25 protein-coding genes and 1 tRNA gene are annotated in these 19,691 nt (G+C 63.5%); 14 read left to right on the top strand and 12 right to left on the bottom strand.

From position 1 onward, the window contains the following. Positions 1 to 150: 150 nt before the first annotated feature. Positions 151 to 1,797 carry an acyl-CoA dehydrogenase family protein gene (locus GR138_RS16275; protein ID WP_160860316.1) on the top strand — a complete coding sequence of 549 codons (1,647 nt, stop codon included), beginning with the start codon at positions 151 to 153 and terminating at the stop codon, positions 1,795 to 1,797. Here GR138_RS16275 and GR138_RS16270 read toward each other — a convergent pair. Further along, entirely contained in the window at positions 1,779 to 2,714 is a 936-nt protein-coding gene (locus GR138_RS16270; RefSeq protein ID WP_160860315.1) for an AEC family transporter, read from the bottom strand. The two genes, GR138_RS16275 and GR138_RS16270, sit on opposite strands and share 19 nt — an antisense overlap. Before the next feature lie 207 nt (positions 2,715 to 2,921). On the opposite strand from GR138_RS16270, the gene GR138_RS30820 reads away from it, so the two are divergent. Both GR138_RS30820 and GR138_RS16265 read left to right on the top strand, forming a co-directional pair. After that, positions 2,922 to 3,053, top strand: a complete 132-nt coding sequence (locus GR138_RS30820; protein ID WP_276508796.1) for a hypothetical protein — start codon at positions 2,922 to 2,924, stop codon at positions 3,051 to 3,053. Beyond that, positions 3,050 to 3,376 (top strand): DUF6105 family protein, encoded by a 327-nt coding sequence (locus GR138_RS16265; protein WP_160860314.1) that lies wholly within the window; start codon positions 3,050 to 3,052, stop codon positions 3,374 to 3,376. Before GR138_RS30820 ends, GR138_RS16265 begins: the two co-directional genes overlap by 4 nt. On the opposite strand, the gene ruvX is transcribed toward GR138_RS16265, so the two are convergent. After that, positions 3,322 to 3,807 carry a Holliday junction resolvase RuvX gene (gene ruvX / locus GR138_RS16260; protein ID WP_160860313.1) on the bottom strand — a complete coding sequence of 162 codons (486 nt, stop codon included), beginning with the start codon at positions 3,805 to 3,807 and terminating at the stop codon, positions 3,322 to 3,324. The genes GR138_RS16265 and ruvX overlap by 55 nt on opposite strands. Positions 3,808 to 3,819: 12 nt before the next feature. Continuing rightward, on the bottom strand, positions 3,820 to 4,116 hold the full coding sequence (locus tag GR138_RS16255) for an alkylphosphonate utilization protein (RefSeq protein ID WP_160860312.1): 297 nt from the start codon (positions 4,114 to 4,116) through the stop codon (positions 3,820 to 3,822). Between the two features lie 147 nt (positions 4,117 to 4,263). On the opposite strand from GR138_RS16255, the gene GR138_RS16250 reads away from it, so the two are divergent. The 7 genes from GR138_RS16250 to GR138_RS16220 all read left to right on the top strand — a co-directional run bounded on the left by GR138_RS16250 (position 4,264) and on the right by GR138_RS16220 (position 10,095). Beyond that, positions 4,264 to 4,968, top strand: a complete 705-nt coding sequence (locus tag GR138_RS16250; protein WP_160860311.1) for a metal-dependent hydrolase — start codon at positions 4,264 to 4,266, stop codon at positions 4,966 to 4,968. Between the two features lie 104 nt (positions 4,969 to 5,072). Continuing rightward, the gene (gatC, locus tag GR138_RS16245) at positions 5,073 to 5,360 is read left to right on the top strand and encodes an Asp-tRNA(Asn)/Glu-tRNA(Gln) amidotransferase subunit GatC (RefSeq protein ID WP_160860310.1); all 288 of its coding nucleotides are present in this window, start codon (positions 5,073 to 5,075) and stop codon (positions 5,358 to 5,360) included. 3 nt (positions 5,361 to 5,363) lie between these two features. Beyond that, a complete protein-coding gene (locus GR138_RS16240; RefSeq protein WP_160860309.1) occupies positions 5,364 to 5,828 on the top strand; it encodes a GNAT family N-acetyltransferase in 465 nt (154 codons plus the stop codon). Between the two features lie 17 nt (positions 5,829 to 5,845). Continuing rightward, positions 5,846 to 7,327 carry an Asp-tRNA(Asn)/Glu-tRNA(Gln) amidotransferase subunit GatA gene (gene gatA / locus GR138_RS16235; RefSeq protein ID WP_160860308.1) on the top strand — a complete coding sequence of 494 codons (1,482 nt, stop codon included), beginning with the start codon at positions 5,846 to 5,848 and terminating at the stop codon, positions 7,325 to 7,327. Positions 7,328 to 7,707: 380 nt separating this feature from the next. Beyond that, positions 7,708 to 7,782, top strand: a tRNA-Lys gene (locus GR138_RS16230). 442 nt (positions 7,783 to 8,224) lie between these two features. Next, positions 8,225 to 9,370 (top strand): slipin family protein, encoded by a 1,146-nt coding sequence (locus GR138_RS16225; RefSeq protein WP_160860307.1) that lies wholly within the window; start codon positions 8,225 to 8,227, stop codon positions 9,368 to 9,370. 212 nt (positions 9,371 to 9,582) lie between these two features. Continuing rightward, a complete protein-coding gene (locus tag GR138_RS16220) occupies positions 9,583 to 10,095 on the top strand; it encodes a GNAT family N-acetyltransferase (RefSeq protein WP_160860306.1) in 513 nt (170 codons plus the stop codon). 48 nt (positions 10,096 to 10,143) lie between these two features. Here the strand turns inward: GR138_RS16220 and GR138_RS16215 are convergent, their stop codons facing one another. The 4 genes from GR138_RS16215 to GR138_RS16200 form a co-directional block, all read right to left on the bottom strand. Next, positions 10,144 to 10,401, bottom strand: coding sequence for a YjhX family toxin (locus tag GR138_RS16215; RefSeq protein ID WP_160860305.1), 258 nt, complete (start codon positions 10,399 to 10,401; stop codon positions 10,144 to 10,146). A 195-nt stretch (positions 10,402 to 10,596) separates the two neighbouring features. Next, entirely contained in the window at positions 10,597 to 11,499 is a 903-nt protein-coding gene (locus tag GR138_RS16210) for an NAD(P)/FAD-dependent oxidoreductase (RefSeq protein WP_160860304.1), read from the bottom strand. Positions 11,500 to 11,583: 84 nt separating this feature from the next. Beyond that, the gene (locus GR138_RS16205; RefSeq protein WP_160860700.1) at positions 11,584 to 12,027 is read right to left on the bottom strand and encodes an Rrf2 family transcriptional regulator; all 444 of its coding nucleotides are present in this window, start codon (positions 12,025 to 12,027) and stop codon (positions 11,584 to 11,586) included. 57 nt (positions 12,028 to 12,084) lie between these two features. Then, on the bottom strand, positions 12,085 to 12,390 hold the full coding sequence (locus GR138_RS16200; RefSeq protein WP_160860303.1) for a DUF1294 domain-containing protein: 306 nt from the start codon (positions 12,388 to 12,390) through the stop codon (positions 12,085 to 12,087). A gap of 130 nt (positions 12,391 to 12,520) precedes the next feature. Between GR138_RS16200 and gatB the strand changes: the two genes are divergently transcribed. The 4 genes from gatB (at position 12,521) to GR138_RS16180 (ending at position 15,659) form a co-directional block, all read left to right on the top strand. Next, on the top strand, positions 12,521 to 14,023 hold the full coding sequence (gatB, locus tag GR138_RS16195) for an Asp-tRNA(Asn)/Glu-tRNA(Gln) amidotransferase subunit GatB (RefSeq protein ID WP_160860302.1): 1,503 nt from the start codon (positions 12,521 to 12,523) through the stop codon (positions 14,021 to 14,023). Positions 14,024 to 14,091: 68 nt separating this feature from the next. Further along, the gene (locus tag GR138_RS16190) at positions 14,092 to 14,592 is read left to right on the top strand and encodes a GNAT family N-acetyltransferase (protein WP_160860301.1); all 501 of its coding nucleotides are present in this window, start codon (positions 14,092 to 14,094) and stop codon (positions 14,590 to 14,592) included. Positions 14,593 to 14,745: 153 nt separating this feature from the next. Continuing rightward, complete coding sequence (locus GR138_RS16185; protein ID WP_160860300.1) at positions 14,746 to 15,144, top strand: NADH:ubiquinone oxidoreductase subunit NDUFA12; 399 nt, start codon at positions 14,746 to 14,748, stop codon at positions 15,142 to 15,144. A gap of 77 nt (positions 15,145 to 15,221) precedes the next feature. Further along, positions 15,222 to 15,659, top strand: a complete 438-nt coding sequence (locus tag GR138_RS16180; RefSeq protein ID WP_160860299.1) for a DUF2155 domain-containing protein — start codon at positions 15,222 to 15,224, stop codon at positions 15,657 to 15,659. 181 nt (positions 15,660 to 15,840) lie between these two features. Here GR138_RS16180 and aat read toward each other — a convergent pair whose 3' ends face one another. The 5 genes from aat to GR138_RS16155 form a co-directional block, all read right to left on the bottom strand. Further along, positions 15,841 to 16,455: a leucyl/phenylalanyl-tRNA--protein transferase gene (gene aat / locus GR138_RS16175; RefSeq protein WP_160860298.1), complete on the bottom strand. Its 615-nt coding sequence runs from the start codon at positions 16,453 to 16,455 to the stop codon at positions 15,841 to 15,843. Positions 16,456 to 16,468: 13 nt separating this feature from the next. Continuing rightward, positions 16,469 to 17,815: an acetyl-CoA carboxylase biotin carboxylase subunit gene (accC, locus tag GR138_RS16170; protein WP_160860297.1), complete on the bottom strand. Its 1,347-nt coding sequence runs from the start codon at positions 17,813 to 17,815 to the stop codon at positions 16,469 to 16,471. Positions 17,816 to 17,825: 10 nt separating this feature from the next. Further along, positions 17,826 to 18,296: an acetyl-CoA carboxylase biotin carboxyl carrier protein gene (gene accB, locus GR138_RS16165; protein WP_160860296.1), complete on the bottom strand. Its 471-nt coding sequence runs from the start codon at positions 18,294 to 18,296 to the stop codon at positions 17,826 to 17,828. A gap of 22 nt (positions 18,297 to 18,318) precedes the next feature. Beyond that, positions 18,319 to 18,756: a type II 3-dehydroquinate dehydratase gene (aroQ, locus tag GR138_RS16160; RefSeq protein WP_160860295.1), complete on the bottom strand. Its 438-nt coding sequence runs from the start codon at positions 18,754 to 18,756 to the stop codon at positions 18,319 to 18,321. A gap of 152 nt (positions 18,757 to 18,908) precedes the next feature. Next, on the bottom strand, positions 18,909 to 19,667 hold the full coding sequence (locus GR138_RS16155) for a DsbA family protein (RefSeq protein WP_160860294.1): 759 nt from the start codon (positions 19,665 to 19,667) through the stop codon (positions 18,909 to 18,911). Between the last annotated feature and the right edge of the window lie 24 nt (positions 19,668 to 19,691).

The following is a 19,691-nucleotide window of genomic DNA, read 5'->3' as shown; positions in this document are numbered from 1 at the left end:
TGGATACGCGGGGTCTATAGAGCGTCGGTTCCACTGCCGCAAGGCGAAGCGGCCGGGCATTCGAGCATTCCCACGCTTTTGTGCTTGCAACGGTGCCGCAGGGCCGAACGCCCCGTTTCGCCCGCCCGCGACTTAAGCTAGAACCCGCTCATGACTCGCGACACCGAACAGAAATTTGCCGATCTCAACCAGCCGCCGCTCTGGTCGGGCATCAATGCCTATCGCTCCGACCCGTTGCTGGTCGACGCCACCGACGCGATGCCGAAGGGCCTGCGCGACGAGTTCGATGCGATTGGCCGCTACGTGACCTCGCCGGAGGCGCAGGAACTCGCCCGCATGGCGAATGTCGGCGTACCGCAGTTGCGCACCCACGGTCCGCGTGGCGAGCGGCTCGACGTCGTCGATTTCCATCCGGCCTGGCACGCGCTGATGCGCCGCTCCATGGCGACCGGCCTGCACTCCTCGCTGTGGGAGAACGTGGCCGACGAGCAGGGCAGGGCGCACAAGGCGCGCGCCGTGCGCTTCTATCTCACCGCGCAGCTCGAATGCGGCCATCTCTGCCCGCTGACGATGACGAGCGCCTCGGTTGCGGCGCTTTCCGCCTCGCCGCAGGTGCAGCGCGAATGGGGCCTGAAAATCCTGTCGCGCAAATATGATTCGACCAACAAGCCCGCCATGCAGAAGAGCGCCGTCACCATCGGCATGGGCATGACGGAAAAGCAGGGTGGCACGGATGTGCGCGCCAACACGTCGTCGGCCGAGCGCGTCGGCGAGGGCATCTACCGGCTGACGGGCCACAAATGGTTCATGTCCGCGCCGATGAGCGACGGTTTCGTCATGCTGGCGCAGACCCGCGAGGGCATCGGCTGCTTCCTCGTGCCGCGCCTGCTGGAGGACGGCGTCTCCAACGGCCTGCGTTTCCAGCGCCTCAAGGACAAGATCGGCAACCGCTCGAATGCGTCGTCGGAAGTCGAGTTCTCCGATACGTTCGGTTTCCTGCTCGGCAAACCGGATGCGGGTGTGCGCACCATCCTCGACATGGTGACGCTGACGCGGCTGGATTGCGCGCTGGCCTCGTCGGGCATGATGCGCGCTTCGCTGGCCGAGGCGGTGCACCATACGCGCGGTCGCAGCGTCTTCGGCAAACCGCTCGTCGCCCAGCCGATCATGACGCGCGTGCTCGCCGACATGGCGCTCGACGTCGCGGGTGCCACGGCACTTTCCTTCCGCCTGGCGGAGGCCTTCGACAGGGCGCGCGACAGTGCCGAAGACGCCGCTTATGCCCGTATCATGACGCCGGTCACCAAATACTGGTGCTGCAAGATCGCGCCGGCGCTGATCTATGAGGCGATGGAGTGCATCGGCGGCAGCGGCTATGTCGAGGAGCGTCCGATCGCCCGGCATTACCGCGAGGCACCGGTCAACGCGATCTGGGAGGGCTCGGGCAATGTCATGGCGCTCGATCTCATGCGCGTGATCAGCCGGGGCAGGGACCTGTTCGAAATGCTCTTCGCCGGCCTTGCCCGCGATCTCGGTCCGGCCGGGAAGAAGACGGTGGACGTGCTGCGTGCCGCCCTGTCGCTCTGCGAGCGGGACGAGGGCGCCGCCCGCATGCTCGTCGAGCAATTGGCGCTGGCCGCTGCGGCTGCCGAACTCTACCGCGCCGGTGCCGGCCGCGTGGCGGATGCCTTCCTGGAAACGCGCCTCGCCTCCGGCTGGCGCTCGACCTACGGCATGCTCGATTCGCGCTTCGATTCGGCCTATATCGTCGACCTGCTTTATCCGCCTGCGAGATAGGCCGTTGCCGCCAGCACCATCGGGATGGTGAAGAACGACGCGATGGTCTGGAGCGTCGCCACGGCGGCGTAAAGCGGCGCATCGCCCCCCATCTGCTTGGCCAGCACATAGCCGTTCATCGCCGTCGGCACGCTGGCGCCCATGGCGATGGTCAACAGCGGTTCGCCGCGCATGCCGAGCGCATAGGCGGCCCCCGTCATTACCAGCGGCATGAAGACAAGTTTCATGACCACGGGCAGCACCGCAAGCGGCCGGGGCCGCAAGGCATCGGCAAGCTTCAACCCGGCGCCGACCATGATGAGGCCGAGGCTGAGCGAGGCGTCCGCGACAAGCTCGGTCGCCTGCATCAGCGGATCATAGATCCGGATACCCATGAGGTTAACCGCGACGCCGAGAACCGAGCCGATGATCATGGGGTTGGTGACGATTTTATACGCAAAGGTCTTGAGGCTCCGCGTGCCGCCGCCGAACCAGACAAGGACGGCAATATTGTAGAAATTGAGGGGGATGATGATCAGCGTCGCCACGAGCGCGACGAGCGCGAGGCTATGCGCGCCATAGAGCTTTTCGCCGATCGCCAGCGCGATGAAGGCATTCCAGCGCGTCGAGGTCTGGAAGACGGACGTAAACGACGCACCCGAAACGCCGGCGAGCCGAAAGAGGGGCCAGGCCAACGCCAATAGCAGCGCGATGAAGGTAACAGAGCCGATGGAGCCGATCGCGATATCGCCTGCGGCAATGCCGGAAAACTCCGCCTTGGCAAGCGTCGTGAACAGAAGGCAGGGAAACAGAACGAAGAAACCAAGCTGTTCGAGCCCGTTCCACATGTCGCGATCGATCAGCCGCCAGCGCTTGAGCAGCGTTCCCAGCACGACGAGCAGGAACACGGGGAGGATGCTTTCGAAGATGGTGAGCATGATACCGGATCGGCTGGAAAGGATCGCTGCTCATTCCACGCATTGGCAGGCATGGCAAGGGCAGGCTCCACCGGCGGCCATGTGGAAATTAACCTTAATGAAGGGTTTACGTTGCGCAAAGAGGGTTAACGGGGGAAGGTGCCATTCACTTGGTGTTAACCATGCGAGCGAGTGCTGGATATGGCCAGAACGGCCCGGATTTCGGTCATGACGACCCTATTTTGCTTTGTGGCGGTGGATATCGCCGTGCCGTTGCTCGTGCTTGTCGGCAGCGTGGCGGTGAGCGAGATGATCTTCGCGGCCGGTGACCTGCTCGCAATGAAGAGGAGGACCGCATGAAGTGGTTCCTGATTCTCTGGGCCGGCCCGATCGCGCTGCTCGGCAGCTGGTACGGGCTTTCCTATTACGACATGAGCTTCGGCTTCTTCATGCTGACGCGCGATGCGCATGATCTGGTGTTCCAGATCTATGGCCACATCCTCGGCATTCCGCCGGAAGACCTGCCGCCGCTCGTGCTGCGCGCCATCATCGTCGACAGTTTCCTGGTGCTCGGCATCATCGCATTCCGCCGCCGCAAGCAGATCCTTGCCTGGTGGCAGGCCCGCCGTCAGTCGTCGCCGGCCGTTCTGGCGAGAGACGAAAGCCTGTCCAGCGCGCCCTGAAGAATGAAAGAGGCGGCCGCCGAGTCGATGCGCTCGGCCCGCTTCTTGCGCGACACATCCATCTCGATCAGCGTGCGTTCCGCCGCCACCGTCGACAGCCGTTCGTCCCAGAAGACGAAAGGAATGTCGGTCTTCTCGCTCATCGAGCGCACGAAAGCGCGTGTCGCCTGGACGCGCGGACCGGCGCTGCCATCCATGTTCACCGGCAGGCCAATGACGAAGGCGACGACCTTTTCCTTCGCCGCGAAGGCCAGCAGCAGTTCCGCATCCTGCGTGAACTTCACGCGCTTCAGCACCGGCCGGGGTGTGGCCAGCCGCCGGCCGAGATCGGAAACCGACAGGCCGATGGTCTTCGTGCCGAGGTCGAGGCCGGCAACCGGCTGGCCGGGGGCGAGGATTTCCGACAGTTCTTCCAGTGTCAGCGTTGCCATGGAAAACCCTTCTCAGCGTTTGCGGACGAATTCCGTGCGCAGCACCAGGCCCTTGATGGCATCGTGCCGGCAGTCGATCTCTTCCGGGTTGTCGGTGAGGCGGATCGTCTTGATCACCGTGCCCTGCTTCAGCGTCTGGCCGGCACCCTTCACCTTCAGGTCCTTGATGAGCACGACCGAATCGCCATCGGAAAGCACGGTGCCGCTGGCATCGCGCACCACGTTCTGCGCGGCTTTCGCGGCTGCGATCTCGGAGGCCGGGCGCCATTCGCCGGTGGCTTCGTCATAGATGTAATCGTCGTCGCTCATGGCGGCTCCTTGCGTGGATGACGCGTCATCGGCGGGTTGCCGGGCGTTGCTCCATCTCTGTCGCCACGCTTATAACGATCTCGAGATGGATGGAAACGTCATTCACCGCTTCTATATTGCGAAGCGACTCATAACAGGAGAAACGTCATGAAGATCACCTGGCTCGGCCATTCGGCCTTCCGGATCGAAACCGCCAAGGCTCGAATCCTCATCGATCCGTTCTTCACTGGCAATCCGGCCTTCGACGAATCGACCCGCAAGGATGCCGTCGCCGGCCTCACGCACATTCTCCTCACCCACGGCCACGGCGACCATGTCGGCGATACGATCAAGATCGCCAGCGAAACCGGCGCAACCGTGCTGGCCAATGCCGACCTCGCTGCCTGGCTCGGCGCCAAGGGCGTGGAAAAGGTCGATATGGGCAACACGGGCGGCACCGTGCATTTCGACGGCTTTTCGACGACCTTCGTCAACGCGCTGCACTCCTCCGCGCAGATCACCGAAGACGGTGTCTCCCATTCACTCGGCAGTGCCAATGGTCTCGTCCTGCATTTCGAGGAGGACCCGACGCTCTACCATATGGGCGACACGGATATCTTCTCCGACATGGCGCTGATCCACGAACTGCACCAGCCGGAAATCGGCCTCGTGCCGATCGGTGATCGTTTCACCATGGGCGGTGCCGTCGCTGCCCTTGCCTGCCAACGCTTCTTCAAGTTCGATACCGTCATCCCCTGCCATTACGGTTCATTCGGCATCATCGACCAGACGGCGGATCTTTTCGTGCAGGCGATGGATGGTGCGCCGTCGAAGATCGAGGTGCCGGGCGTCGGCAACGCCGTGTCGCGCTGAGTGCCGGAAAACGGGGCGAGGGGCGTGGAAGGGGCCATTCCCCCGTTGCGCCCCTTGGGCTTGGTCAGTATAGCGAGTAGGAAATTTCCTATCGGAGACCACCCATGTCCGTAGATCTAGCCACCGTGAAGCGCGTCGCGCGCCTTGCCCGCATCGCCGTCAGCGAGGAAGAGGCAAGCCGCATGACCGGCGAACTGAACGGCATCCTCGGCTTCGTCGAGCAGCTTTCCGAAGTGAATGTCGACGGCGTCGAGCCGATGACGTCCGTCACGCCGATGGTGATGCGCAAGCGCGATGACCTCGTCAATGACGGCAGCAAGGCCGAGGACATCGTCGCCAATGCGCCGGCGTCCGACCGCAATTTCTTCCAGGTTCCGAAGGTTGTGGAGTAATCCTTGGCCGTCACTATCGCCGTCGAAAGCCCGTTGCAGGATGAGGTTCGCACGCTGATTGCGGAGCTGAACACGGTCCTGCTCGCGCTCTCGCCGCCGGAGGCCTGTTATCACCTCACCGTCGAGCAGATGGCCGAGCCGACCGTCACTGTGTGGATTGCCCGCGACGGCGACACCGTGGTCGGCTGCGGCGCGCTGAAACGCCATTCCGAGACGGTGGGCGAGGTGAAGCGCATGTTCACCCGGCCGGCCTGGCAGGGGCAGGGCATCGGCCGGCGCATTCTCGGCGAGATCCAGGGCGTTGCCGAACGGGAGGGGCTGGAAACGCTCGTGCTCGAAACCGGCGACCAGCACCCGGCGGCCTGGGCGATCTACGAGAAGGCGGGCTTTTCCCGCTGCGGACCCGTGCTCGACTACCCGGATTCACCGTTTTCCGTCTTTTACCAAAAGCAGCTTCTCGCTGCCTGACCCGAAGTGACCGCACCATGACCGATCTGACCCGCCTGACCATTGCCGAAGCCCGCGAAAAGCTGGGCGCCAAGGAGATCACCGCCGTCGAACTGACGGATGCCTATCTCGGCGCGATCGATGCGGCGAACGGGGCGCTCAACGCCTATGTCGCCGTGACGCCGGAAAAGGCGCGCGACATGGCGAAGGCCTCGGATGGCCGCATCGCCGCCCGCAAGGCCGGTGCTCTTGAGGGCATTCCGCTCGGCATCAAGGACCTGTTTGCCACCGAAGGCATACACACGCAGGCCTGCAGCCACATCCTCGATGGCTTCAAGCCGAAATACGAATCGACCGTCACGCAGAACCTGTGGGACGCCGGCGCGGTCATGCTCGGCAAGCTCAACATGGACGAGTTCGCCATGGGCTCCTCCAACGAGAGTTCCTATTACGGCCCGGTCAAGAACCCGTGGCGCGCCACGGGCTCCAACCTCGACCTCGTGCCGGGCGGCTCCTCCGGCGGTTCGGCCGCGGCCGTTGCCGCGTTCCTGTGCGCCGGCGCCACTGCGACGGATACCGGTGGCTCGATCCGCCAGCCCGCCGCCTTCACCGGCACCGTCGGCATCAAGCCCACTTACGGCCGTTGCTCGCGCTGGGGCATCGCCGCCTTCGCGTCGTCGCTCGACCAGGCCGGCCCGATCGCCCGTGACGTGCGCGACGCCGCAATTCTTCTGAAGTCGATGGCCAGCGTCGACTCCAAGGACACGACGTCCGTCGATCTGCCGGTGCCGGATTACGAAGCCTCGCTCGGCCAGTCGCTGAAGGGCATGCGCATCGGCATCCCGCGCGAGTACCGCGTGGACGGCATGCCGGAAGAGATCGAAGCGCTCTGGCAGCAGGGCATTGCCTGGCTGAAGGACGCCGGTGCCGAGATCGTCGATATCTCGCTGCCGCACACGAAATACGCGCTGCCGGCCTACTACATCGTCGCGCCGGCCGAAGCCTCGTCGAACCTCGCCCGCTACGATGGCGTGCGCTACGGCCTGCGTGTCGATGGCAAGGACATCGTTGACATGTACGAGAAGACCCGCGCCGCGGGCTTCGGTACGGAAGTCAAGCGCCGCATCATGATCGGCACCTACGTGCTGTCGGCCGGCTATTACGACGCCTATTACCTCCAGGCGCAGAAGGTTCGCACGCTGATCAAGCGCGACTTTGAACTCGCCTTCAATGCCGGCGTCGATGCGATCCTGACACCCGCCACGCCATCGTCCGCCTTCGGCATTGCCGACGAGGATCTCGCGTCCGATCCGGTCAAGATGTATCTCCAGGACATCTTTACCGTCACCGTGAACATGGCGGGCCTGCCGGGCCTGTCCGTTCCCGCCGGCCTCGACCACAAGGGCCTGCCGCTCAGCCTCCAGCTCATCGGCAAGCCCTTCGAGGAGGAAATCCTCTTCAAGACCGCGCATGTCATCGAAAAGGCCGCTGGCCGCTTCACGCCGAACAAGTGGTGGTAAGGGGCAGGTAACGTCGATCGATTCTGGCAAGCATCCCCCTCATCCGCCTGCCGGCACCTTCTCCCCGCTGGGGAGAAGGGGAGGATCGCAAACATCTCGTTTCTCCTTCTCCCCACCGGGGAGAAGGTGGCCCGAAGGGTCGGATGAGGGGGTGGCTCCGCTATCAAGCCAGCACGGAGATCGTGTCGTCACGGCAACACATGCCGCTACGTGAGGCGTGTCCGCACCTTTTCCGCTTGATCCCCGCATAAGTTGAGAATAAACGCGCCCTCCCGGTCGTTCAGCCAGTGCGGATGTCAACGGATGGAGTTTTCCGCTCCTCCCGCGCGAGGCGGCCCTGCCGTCGTCGTGTACGGATGCCGCACCAGAAAGACCGGTTTGCGGACCTAGCTCAGCGGTAGAGCACCGGACATTTTCTCCGGAGGTCGCGGGTTCGATTCCCGTTGTCTGCTCCATTGGATAGCTCAGTGGTAGAGCATCAGACTGTTAATCTGACTGTGGAAGGTTCGAATCCTTCTCCAAACAGCCTTCCAAGCTGTCTCGATATCCGGTCCGGGGACCGGACTGCGGACGGCGGACCGGGGAAACCCGGAAAGCCCGACGCCGGACGTTTGCGGTCCGGTTGCCGGTGACGGCCAAGCTGCCTTCAGGCCAGCAAGGGAGCCCAGTGTTCCCGAGCCCGCCGAAAGGCCGCAAGGTCCTCTCCCGAAAACCCGCCGCCGATGGCCGTCATCCGGTTCTCGGATCACTATTTGCATGCCCCGCCCGCAGGTTCCCCGGGCGATCAGGGGTTTCAAGGGAACTGGCAGGGGAAATCCTTCGCCGGTGGCAGTCGAAACCAGAAACGAAAGGAAGATCGGTTCGTGACGTAGCGTATGACCCGAAGGAGCAAGACCAATGACGATGTTTCTCGATATGATTTTGGGGCGCCAGCGCGTCCTCGTGAAGGCAAACGAACGGGTGCTCGCCCTCTACAGGGGAGAGGTGCTCGGCATTTTCGGACCGGGTGAACACACCCTGCCGAATCGCCGCGGCATGCTCGAGGTGGAGCGCCACGACGTGAACCGGCCGGCCTTTGCCTCGGCCTACGAGAAGCCGTTGTTCGACAGGCTCCCGGAGGTGGCGGCGCGCGAACTGACGGTCTTCCGGACCGGCAGCCGCGAGGTGGCGGTGGTCGAGCGCGACGGCGAGTTGCATGCGGTGCTCGCGCCGAACCAGAAGCTCGTCGTCTGGAACGCGGCCGGCCCGTGGACCGAGACGCGCGTCGACCTCACGAACCGGCTCGACATCGACCCGGAGCTGATGCGTCGGTTGACGCGGGCCCGCCGCACGGAGCTGACGACGGCCTTCCTCGTCAACGATGGTCAGGTCGGTCTGCTCTTCGTCGACGGCACGCACCAGCGCATGCTGGAGCCGGGCATGCATGCCTTCTGGAACGTCGGCAAGACGATCCAGGTGCGTGTGGTCGACCTGAAGCGCCAGTCGCTCGACGTGACGGGCCAGGAGTTGCTCACCCGTGACAAGGTGACGATCCGGGTGAACATCGCGGCCGAATACCGCGTGGTCGACCCGCTGAAGGCGGTGTCCGACGTGAAGGATTTCTCCGATGCCCTGTACCGGGCATTGCAGTTCGCCTTCCGCCAGACGCTCGGCACGCTGACGCTCGACCAGATCCTTGAACGCAAGGTGACGGTCAACGCGGAGGCCGCCGAGAAGGTGCGCGCCGACATGGCGGCGATCGGTGTCGAGGTTTCGGCCATCGAGCTCAAGGACGTGATCCTGCCGGGCGAGATGCGCGATATCCTCAACCAGGTCGTCGCCGCGGAAAAGCAGGCCGAAGCCAACGTCATCCGCCGCCGCGAGGAAACGAACGCCACGCGTTCGCTGCTCAACACGGCAAAGGTGATGGCGGAGAACCCGGTGATGCTGCGGCTGAAGGAGCTAGAGGCTCTCGAAGCCATCGCCGGCAAGGTGGAGCGCCTGACCATCCACAACGGGACGGCGGGTCTGATGAACGACCTCGTCCAGCTCCGCGACAAGTAAGGGATCGCCCGGCCCACAAGGCCGGGCGGTTTCGTTTTGGAAAGGCCCGCTCCATTCCCTCCGTCACCCTCCGGCCCGACCCGAGGAAGACGGTGGAGAGCCATGGCGCCTCAAGGGTGGCAAGTCGCCCCCATCATCTCCGTGGATAGCCTTTCGTCTCCCTCGCCAAGTCGCGTGCGCAGTGCTTTCATGGCGCAGGAAGGGGCGCCCGTATGATCACTGTTCGCAATGCCCGCGAGGACGATGTGCCTGAGCTGATTGCGATCGGCGTCAGGGCCTGGGGACAGGCTGTCGTCGGCGTCGCCGATCTTCAGGTTCGAAGCGAGCATGCCCGCAACGCCTTCCAGCAGTTTCTGACGGAAAAGTGGTTGCGGGTGAGTGTCGTCGAGGCCGAGGGTGTCCTGGCCGGTTGGGCGTCGCGTGAGGCGCTGGATGACGAGATCAGCGATCTCTGGGTCGATCCTCCCCAGCAGAAGAGGGGCCTTGGCGCCGCCTTGCTTGCCGCCATGGAAGAGGAGATCGTCAAGGCCGGCTTCGAGGCGGCACGTCTCCAGACCCACGCGCGCAACACGGCCGCCGTCGGATTCTTCCAGAAACACGGCTATTCGGTGAACTGGCTTTCGATCGACTATTCGGAGCGTCTCGACCGCGATGTGGAATCAGTCGGCCTGCGCCGGCAACTGGTTGCCGATGCGCCGATCGGTTATGGGCCGGGCGGGTTTTAAGGAAGCGGCATGAAAGGGAGGCGCGGCTCTCGCCACGCCTCCCGTTCTTCACTGGTTGTCCTGCTGCGATCGCACCAGCACCAGCCCCCGTTGCGTGATGCGATAGGGCCTGCCGCCGGACGATGCGATGCAGCGTCGGCGCTTCAGTTTTCGGAAAAGCGCGAGATCGAGGCCGCCAGCCCGCCAGCCGTCCCGCGTGATGCAGGCGACGGTGATGATCTTGCGGTCGTCGTCTTTTTCAATGTCGATCCTGCCGCCCTGGGCGAGCAGGTGGAGAATGCGCTGTTCGGCGCGGGAAATGTCCATTGTCTTGAAAGATCCGTCCGGCGTTCGAATGAACGCGAAAAAACGTTCCGCCACCCATGGGGTGGCAGGGTGCATCGTTTTTCCGACCCTGCGCGCATTGTTGAGCGGGCAGGGTCCTCAGCAGGTCTCAGACGAGTTGGACATCAAAACTCCATATGCGGACGCCCTCCTCTTATCCGAGGACGTCCGCAAAGGTCAATGTGTTGGCCAGATCAGCGAGTGGTGCAGGAAGACGGCGGTCTTCACGCCATTGGCGGAGGCGAGCGATATGTTTGCCGCGCCAAGCGCGATGTCACCGGCGGCATAGAGGCCGGGCAGGGAGGTCTGGCCGGTGTCGTCGGTGTGGAGGATGTTGCCGATGGGCGTTTCCTTCCGCGTCAGGTCGAGGTCATCGGGGATGCTGCTGCGCACCCGCGCCTCGGGAGCAACAAAGAGCGCCTTGACCAGTGTCGGGATGCCGGGACCGGTTTCGACCGAAAGCAAGCCGCCGGGGCCGTCCGTGATGGCGGTGACGCGGCCGGGGCGGAGTTTGACATTGCGTGCCTCAAGCACCGCGAGGTCTGTCTCGTCCGGTTCCGGCACCGCATTGGTGAAGAGCGTGACATTGCCCCAGTCCGCCACGACGGCCGCAAAGCGCGCGGCCTCGGCGGTGCGCGCCAGCACGCCGATCGGCCCGCCGCCAACCTCGTAGCCGTGGCAATAGGGGCAATGCAGCACCGTCTTGCCCCAGCGTTCCGCAAGGCCCGGAATGGCCGGCAACTGATCCTCGAAGCCGGTGGCGAGGAGGATACGCCGCGCATCGATGCGCCCGCCATCGCCGGTGACAACGGAAAACGCATCCCGCTCGCCCTCCAGCCGCTCAGCCGGCAGATCCCGGAACGTGACGGTCTCGTAGGCGGCAAGTTGCCGGCGCGCGTCGGCGAGGATATCGCCGCCCGGCCGGCCGTCCTGCGCGAGGAAACCGTGCGAGTGGGCGGCGAAGCGGTTGCGCGGCAGGCCGGTGTCCAGAATGGTGATGCGGCGGCGGGCGCGGGCGAGCTGCAGGGCGGCGGAGAGGCCGGCAAAGCCCCCACCGATGATGATGGCATCTTCGGTCATGGTGGATCCTTTCTCTGGAACGTGCGGCATCGTTCGCCCGGCGGCTGCCGGTCGTTCGATGCTGGTCTTGGGAATTGGCGGCCGTTAGCCGGTATCGGCCCGGCAGTGTTTCGCCGCCACCCGAAAATCGGCGGCGAGATCGGCCAATGTCGTGCCGGCAAAGCGCGCCATCAGGATTGCCTCCGCATCCTTCAGCGCATCGCCGATCACCCGGTTGACGGATTGTTCGACCACACAGCCCGGCATTTCGGTCGCTGGGCCGATCTGGAAGACGATTGGTTCACCGAGCGCGTTGTAGATGTCGAGCAGCGAAATATCGGCAAGCGGCTTCGCGAAATGCCAGCCGCCGCCATGGCCGCGGCCGGATTGCACGATGCCGGCATCGCGAAGCCCGGCCATGGTGCGCCGCACGACGACGGCGTTGGTGTCGAGGCAGAGCGCGAGATCGTCCGAGGTCATCGGCGCCTCGCGCTCGGCCATATGCATGAGTGCGTGAAGTACGGCGGAGAGTCGGCTGTTTCTTTTCATGTAACAATAATAGTTACGAATCATGCCGTGTGTCAACACGGGCTGGCCGGATGACCGTCAGCCGGCGTGCAGCAAGCGGTATAGGGGAGGGCCGAAGATCAGTGCCGCGGGGGCCAGAACCACGTGCAGAATCAGGATCGCCATCAGGTGCGTGCGAAACGGTTCCTTGCGAGTTTTGTGCCGCAGCAGACGTTGCGCGGCGACGGCACCGAGGCTGCCGCCAAGAAAAGCGAATTGCAGCAATCGCGCTTCGGAAACGCGCCAGCCGCCATCCCGCGCCGCGTCCTTGTCCCACCAGAAGAGGCAGAACGTCACGGCGTTGAAGAGGAGGAAAATGATCAGAAGCGTTGTCGTCGTGTTCATCGCCCGATTTTAGCCGGTCATCCTTGCGACTTGGCTAATGACCGGGCGACGCACCCGCTGAAAACCTTGCGCCGCCTGCCCATATGTTCTACCGAGACAGCAACCGAAGACAGCACAGCAAGAGCCGAAAATGACCCTCGTCGACGTCCGTACCCCCGATCCGAAACGCTTCATCCCCGGCGCCACCGGCGATTGGGAAGTCATCATCGGCCTGGAGGTGCACGCGCAGGTCCTTTCCAATTCGAAACTGTTCTCCGGTGCCTCCACGGAATTCGGCAAGGCGCCGAATGCCAACGTTTCGCTCGTCGATGCCGCCATGCCAGGCATGCTGCCCGTGATCAACGAGGAGTGCGTCAAGCAGGCGGTGCGCACCGGTCTGGGTCTGAAGGCGCAGATCAACCATCGCTCGATCTTCGACCGCAAGAACTACTTCTATCCGGACCTGCCGCAGGGCTACCAGATTTCGCAGTTCAAGGATCCGATCGTCGGCGAAGGCAAGATCGTCATCTCGCTCGGCCCGGATCGCCAGGGCAATTTTGAAGATATCGAGATCGGCATCGAGCGCCTTCACCTCGAGCAGGACGCCGGCAAGTCGATGCACGACCAGCATCCGACCATGTCCTATGTCGACCTCAACCGTTCGGGCGTCGCGCTGATGGAGATCGTCTCCAAGCCGGATATGCGCTCGTCGGACGAGGCCAAGGCCTATATGACGAAGCTGCGCTCCATCGTGCGTTATCTTGGCACCTGCGACGGCAACATGGACGAAGGCTCCATGCGCGCCGACGTCAACGTCTCCGTGCGCCGTCCGGGCGAAGGTTTCGGCACGCGTTGCGAGATCAAGAACGTCAACTCCATCCGCTTTATGGGCCAGGCGATCGAATACGAAGCCCGCCGCCAGATCGGCATTCTGGAGGATGGCGGCTCGATCGATCAGGAAACCCGTCTGTTCGACCCCGGCAAGGGCGAGACGCGCTCCATGCGCTCGAAGGAAGACGCGCACGACTATCGTTATTTCCCCGATCCGGACCTGCTGCCGCTGGAATTCGACAACGAGTTCGTCGGCAAGCTGCTGGCCGACCTGCCGGAACTGCCCGACGACAAGAAGATCCGCTTCGTCAAGGATCTCGGCCTGTCGGTCTACGACGCCTCGGTGCTCGTCTCCGAAAAGGCGATTGCCGATTATTACGAGGCCGTGGCCGCCGGCCGCGACGGCAAGATTGCCGCCAACTGGGTCATCAACGACCTCTTGGGTGCCTTGAACAAGGACGGCAAAGCCATTGAAGAGACTCCGGTTTCGCCCGATCAGCTCGGCGGCATCATCGATCTCATCAAGGACGGCACCATCTCCGGCAAGATCGCCAAGGACCTGTTCGAGATCGTCTGGAACGAAGGCGGTAACCCCGCAGAACTCGTCGAATCGCGCGGCATGAAGCAGGTGACGGACACCGGCGCCATCGAAAAGGCCGTCGACGAAATCATCGCCGCCAACCCCGACCAGGTCGCCAAGGTGCTGGCCAAGCCGACACTTGCCGGCTGGTTCGTCGGCCAGGTGATGAAGGCTACGGGCGGCAAGGCCAATCCGCAGGCCGTACAGGCCCTCGTCAAGGCCAAGCTCGGCATCGAGGACTGAAGCAATTCCAGGAAAACTGTGAAGCGGTTTTTCCGTCCGGAATTGCTTCAAGGCAGAGGGGAGCGTCCATGTTTTTCGTCCGCACGGCTTCCGCGCAGGATCTGGCGAAGGTCAGCGCACTTCTGGCCGAGACGTGGCACGCCACCTATGACGTGCTCTACGGTGCCGACAAGGTGAGCGAGATCACCGCCCGCTGGCATGCCGTGCCGGCGTTGAAGGCCCGCCTGGAGCGCAAGGAGGCCGAATTCGTCGTCGCCGATAACGGCAAGGAACTGGCCGGCATGGGCTATGCGGCCATGTCGAAGGAGCGGCCGAAGACCGTGCTGCTCCACCAGCTCTATGTGCTGCCGCGTTACCAGCGTCAGGGCATCGGCCGCGACATGTTCGCCGAGCTGGAAACCTGCTTTCCCGATGCCAATGCGATGATCCTCGAAGTCGATCCGCGCAATGACGCGGCGGTGGCTTTTTATGCGGCACATGGCTTCGTCAAGGTCGGCGAGGCAAAGCACACGGCGGATGATGTTTCCGGCGTGCCGCTGCATGTCTACGAGAAGCCGCTCGGCGGCTGAATGCGGCGAAAAGCCATGTGCGAACGCGCGGGAATCGCTGGACATTCAGGCCTCACCGCGCCATAAGCGGAAGAATACCACCCGCCATGAGCGGGGTAGAACTATCAGTCTCGGGCCGCGCTTCCGGCATGGCCCTGCCAAGGACGCCAGCCCATGAACCTTCTCAAGCAGATTTTCACCTGGTGGAACGGTCAGACGATCGGCACCCGCTTTCACACCTGGCGCTTTGGCAAAAAGGTCGGCCAGGACGAGTTGGGCAATGTCTATTATCAGGGCACTGCCAAGGATTCGGAAGGCCGCACGCGCCGCTGGGTGATCTATAACGGCTATGCCGAAGCTTCCGCCATCCCGCCGGGCTGGCACGGCTGGATGCACCATCGCACGGATGTTTCGCCGGCTGACGAAGAATACACGCCGCGCGAATGGCAGGTGGCACACCGTCCGAACGGCACCGGCACCGCGCAGGCTTACCGCCCGCCGGGCTCGATCGCCGTTGCTGGCGAGCGTCCGCGCGTGACCGGCGACTATGACGCCTGGACGCCGGGCAACTGATACCGATTTGGCCACAATTCGCCGGTAGCTCCAAGCGACCGGCGAACGCCGGAACGGATCGCAGGAGACGGCAATCAATGACAGTCTGGTTTTCACGGGCAAACGCCGGTCGGCGGTTCGTCGCCGTTGCGCTTGCAGCAGCGGCCGCAAGTGTCGCACTGGCGCCGGTGGCGAAGGCGGCACGCATCGAAAACCCGGTTGCGGTGTTCTCCGGCATCGACAAGATCACCGGCCGCATTACCAATTTCGACGTCTATATCGGTGAGACGGTACAATTTGGCGCGCTGCAGGTGACGCCGAAAGTCTGTTACAGCCGCGATGACACCGAGACGCAGAAGGTTACGACCTTCGTCGAGGTCGACGAGATCACGCTCGACCGCAAGATCCGCCGTATCTTCACCGGCTGGATGTTCGCCGACAGCCCCGGCCTCAACGCCGTCGAGCACCCTGTCTATGACGTCTGGCTCGTCGAGTGCAAGGCGAAGTCCGAAGTCCCGCCGCCGGAAGACAAGTAAGCCTTTCCAGCCGCATTGCCCCTCATCCGGCCTGCCGGCCACCTTCTCCCCGCACGCGGGGAGAAGGAGATGTGCGGCAGCGTTTTCCATTTCTCTGCCGTTGCCATTGCGGGAAAAGCCAGCATCCGTCCCTTCGCCCCGCTTGCGGGGAGAAGGTGCCGGCAGGCGGATGAGGGGCTTTTCAAAACGGCAAATGCGGTGACGCCAGTGCGTTGGTCAGCATGTCCTCGTATTCGATCTTCGGCACGTCGATCGCACCGAACGTTTTCAGGTGCTCGGTGGTGAACTGTGTGTCGAGCAGGCGGAAGCCGCGGTCCTTGAGCCGTTCCACCAGATGTACGAGACAGATCTTCGAGGCGTCCGTGCGTCGCGAAAACATGCTTTCGCCGAAGAACGCGGCTCCCAGCGAAACCCCGTAGAGCCCGCCGACGAGTTGGTCGCCCTCCCAGGCCTCGACCGAATGCGCATGGCCCATGCGGTGTAGGGTGCCGTAGAGCGATTTGATCTTTGCGTTGATCCAGGTGGAGGGGCGGTCAGGTGCTGCTTCCGCGCAGGCGGCCAGCACGGCATCGAAGGCACTGTCGAAGCGGATATCGAAGGGGCTTTTGCGGATGGTTTTCGCGAGGCTGCGCGAGACGTGAAAATCATCCAGCGGAATGACGCCCCGCATGTCCGGCTCGACCCAGAACAGCTCCGGGTCGTCTGCCGAATCGGCCATTGGGAAAAGTCCGATGGAATAGGCGCGCAGCAACAGTTCCGGCGTGATTTCCGGGTGACGGCTGCGACGCCCTGCCATCGACCGACGCCCCCTAGGCGTCGGTGCTGTCGGCCAGATAGTTCTCCAGCCAATGGATGTCATAATCGCCGTTGGCGATGTCCTGGTTGCCGATCAGGTCCTGGAACAGCGGCAGCGTCGTCTTGATGCCGTCGATGACGAACTCGTCCAGCACGCGGCGCAGGCGCATCATGCATTCGACACGGGTGCGGCCGTGCACGATGAGCTTGCCGATCAGGCTGTCGTAATAGGGCGGGATCTTGTAGCCCTGATAGACGCCCGAATCGACGCGCACGCCAAGTCCGCCCGGTGCGTGGAAATGCGTGATCGTGCCCGGCGACGGGACGAAGGTGCGCGGGTCCTCCGCATTGATGCGGCACTCGATCGCATGGCCGGAAAAGACGATGTCGTCCTGCTCGACCGAGAGGCCAGCGCCGGAAGCGACGCGGATCTGCTCGTGCACGAGGTCGATGCCGGTAATCGCTTCGGTGATCGGGTGCTCCACCTGGAGACGCGTGTTCATTTCGATGAAATAGAACTCGCCGTTCTCGTAGAGGAACTCGACCGTGCCGGCGCCGCGATATTTCAGCTTCTTCATGGCGTCGGCGCAGATCTGGCCGATCTTCATGCGCTGTTCGACATTGAGGGCAGGCGAGTTGGCCTCTTCCCAGACCTTCTGGTGACGGCGCTGCAGCGAGCAGTCGCGTTCACCCAGATGCACCGCATTGCCCATGCCGTCGCCGACAACCTGGATCTCGATGTGGCGCGGCTTGCCGAGATACTTTTCCAAGTAGACGGCGTCGTTGCCGAAGGCGGCAAGTGCCTCGGCGCGGGCGGTCGAGACGGCCTCGTCGAGGTCGGCCTCGGTCTTGGCGACCTTCATGCCGCGGCCGCCGCCGCCGGCGGTTGCCTTGATGAGCACAGGGAAGCCGATCTGGCGGGCGACTTCGAGCGCGTTCTCCGGCTTCACTTCGCCGTCGGAACCCGGAACGACGGGGATACCGAGTTCCTGTGCCGTCTGCTTGGCGGTGATCTTGTCACCCATGATGCGGATGTGCTCGGCCGTCGGGCCGATGAAGGTGATGCCGTGCGCGTCGAGGATTTCGGCGAACTTGGCATTTTCCGACAGGAAGCCGTAGCCCGGATGCACGGCGTCGGCGCCGGTGATCTCGCAGGCGGCGACGATCTGGTGGATGTTCAGATAGCTTTCACGCGACGGCGGCGGGCCGATGCACACGCTTTCGTCGGCAAGGCGGACATGCATCGCGTCGGCATCCGCCGTCGAATGCACGGCAACCGTGGCGATGCCCAGCTCCTTGCAGGCCCGAAGAACCCGAAGGGCGATTTCGCCGCGGTTGGCAATGAGGACTTTGGAGATCATGGGGGCCGCCTTATTCGATGACGATCAGCGGTTCGCCATATTCGACCGGGCTTGCATCCTGCACGAGGATTTCGGTGACCTTGCCCGAGCGCGGCGCCGGGATCTGGTTCATCGTCTTCATGGCTTCGATGATGAGGATGGTCTGGCCTTCCTTGACCGTCGCGCCGACTTCGATGAAGGCGCGCGCACCGGGAGCCGGCGAAAGGTAGGCCGTGCCGACCATCGGGGCCGTGACGGCATTCTTGTTGTTGCGGGCATCGGCCGGCGCTGCAGCGACCGCAGCGGTGGCGGCAACCGCTGCCGGTGCGGCGTAGGCCGGCGCTGCGATCGGGGCCTGGACGTATTGCGGCGTGCCGGCGCGCGAGACGCGGATGCGCAAGTCGTCCTGCTCCACTTCGATCTCGGTCAGGTCGGTCTCGTTGAGAATGTTGGCGAGATCGCGGATCAGACCCTGATCGATGCCGTGTTTCTTGTCAGCCATGGAAGTGAGCCTCTGGTTTTTCTTATGTCGTGATGGACGAGAGCGCATGGAGCGCAAGGATATAACTCTGCGCGCCAAAACCGCAGATGACGCCCTTTACGGCGGGCGCGATCATCGACTTGTGGCGGAATTCCTCGCGGGCATGCACGTTGGAAAGGTGTAGTTCGACCACCGGGATTTTGATGGCGCGAATGGCGTCATGCAGGGCGATCGAGGTGTGGGTGTAGGCGCCGGCGTTGATGGCGATGCCGACGGCGGTGTCGCCAGCCTCGTGGATCCAGTCGACCAGGTCGCCTTCATGGTTGGATTGGCGGAAATCGACGGCGAAACCCAGCTTTTCGCCCTCGGCCTTGCAGAGCGCCTCGATATCGGCGAGCGTCTGGCCGCCATAGATACCGGGCTCGCGCTTGCCGAGTGCATTCAGGTTGGGGCCGTTGAGCACAAAAAGGGGTGAAGCCATTCGTAATTCCGCATGCTGGATAGAGGATTACCTATAGACCGGCGGTTCCCGCAGGGAAAGCCCCAAGGGCAGGGGCTTTCCCGGTCGAAAGGGGCGATGTCCACAAGCAGCGCAGGCTGAACACGGTCAGCATGGCAGGACGGTGGCCGTTCTCAGCAGGTCGCCTTGCCGCAGGCGCGCACATTGGCGATTTTTTCGCGCAGATCGTCTGCACCGACGGCGCCGAAGATCATCTCCTGGCCGAGGACATAGGAGGGCGTGCCGGTGATGCCGAGGTCGTTGGCCAGCGAATAGGCTTCGCGCACGGCGTCGTCGTGCGGCTTGTCGGCCATGGTCTTGCGGATGTCGGCTTCGGCAAGGCCCATGCTGGCGGCAAGTGCAATGGCGCTTTCCTCCGTCGCGCGGCCTTCCCCGCCTAAAAGCGTGCGGTGGAATTCGCCGTACTTCTCCGGCGAAAGATCACGCACGGCCGCACTTACCTTGTGGGCGGCGAGCGAATCGGGGCCGAGGATCGGCAGTTCCTTCAGCACGAAGCGGAGGTTCTTGTCCTCCTTCAGGATGTCGTCCATGTCGGAGAGCGCGCGCTTGCAGTAGCCGCAATTGTAATCGAAGAACTCGACGATCGTCACATCGCCCTTCGGATTGCCGAGCGCGATATCGTAGGGCGAGGAGAAGATGGCCTTCTCGTTGTCGGTGATCGCGCTTTGCGCCTTGGCCTGCTGCTGCGCTTCCTGCTTCTTCTGCAAGGCTTCCTGGACTTCGACCAGGATTTCCGGGTTCTCGACGAGATACTCTTTAATGAAGTCGCCGATTTCCTTCTTCTGCGCGTCGTCGAGGGCGAGGGCCGGGAGAGGCGCTGCGACCGCGAGTGTGAGAGCGATGGTGGCCGCAAGCTTCGTCTTGAATGTCATGTCTGTCCTGTCCTCGTCGTGATG

The organism is Shinella kummerowiae (assembly GCF_009827055.1).
Classification (GTDB): domain Bacteria; phylum Pseudomonadota; class Alphaproteobacteria; order Rhizobiales; family Rhizobiaceae; genus Shinella; species Shinella kummerowiae.
Note: the sequence above shows the minus strand (reverse complement) of the source record. Positions and strands in the feature narration are given on the sequence as shown.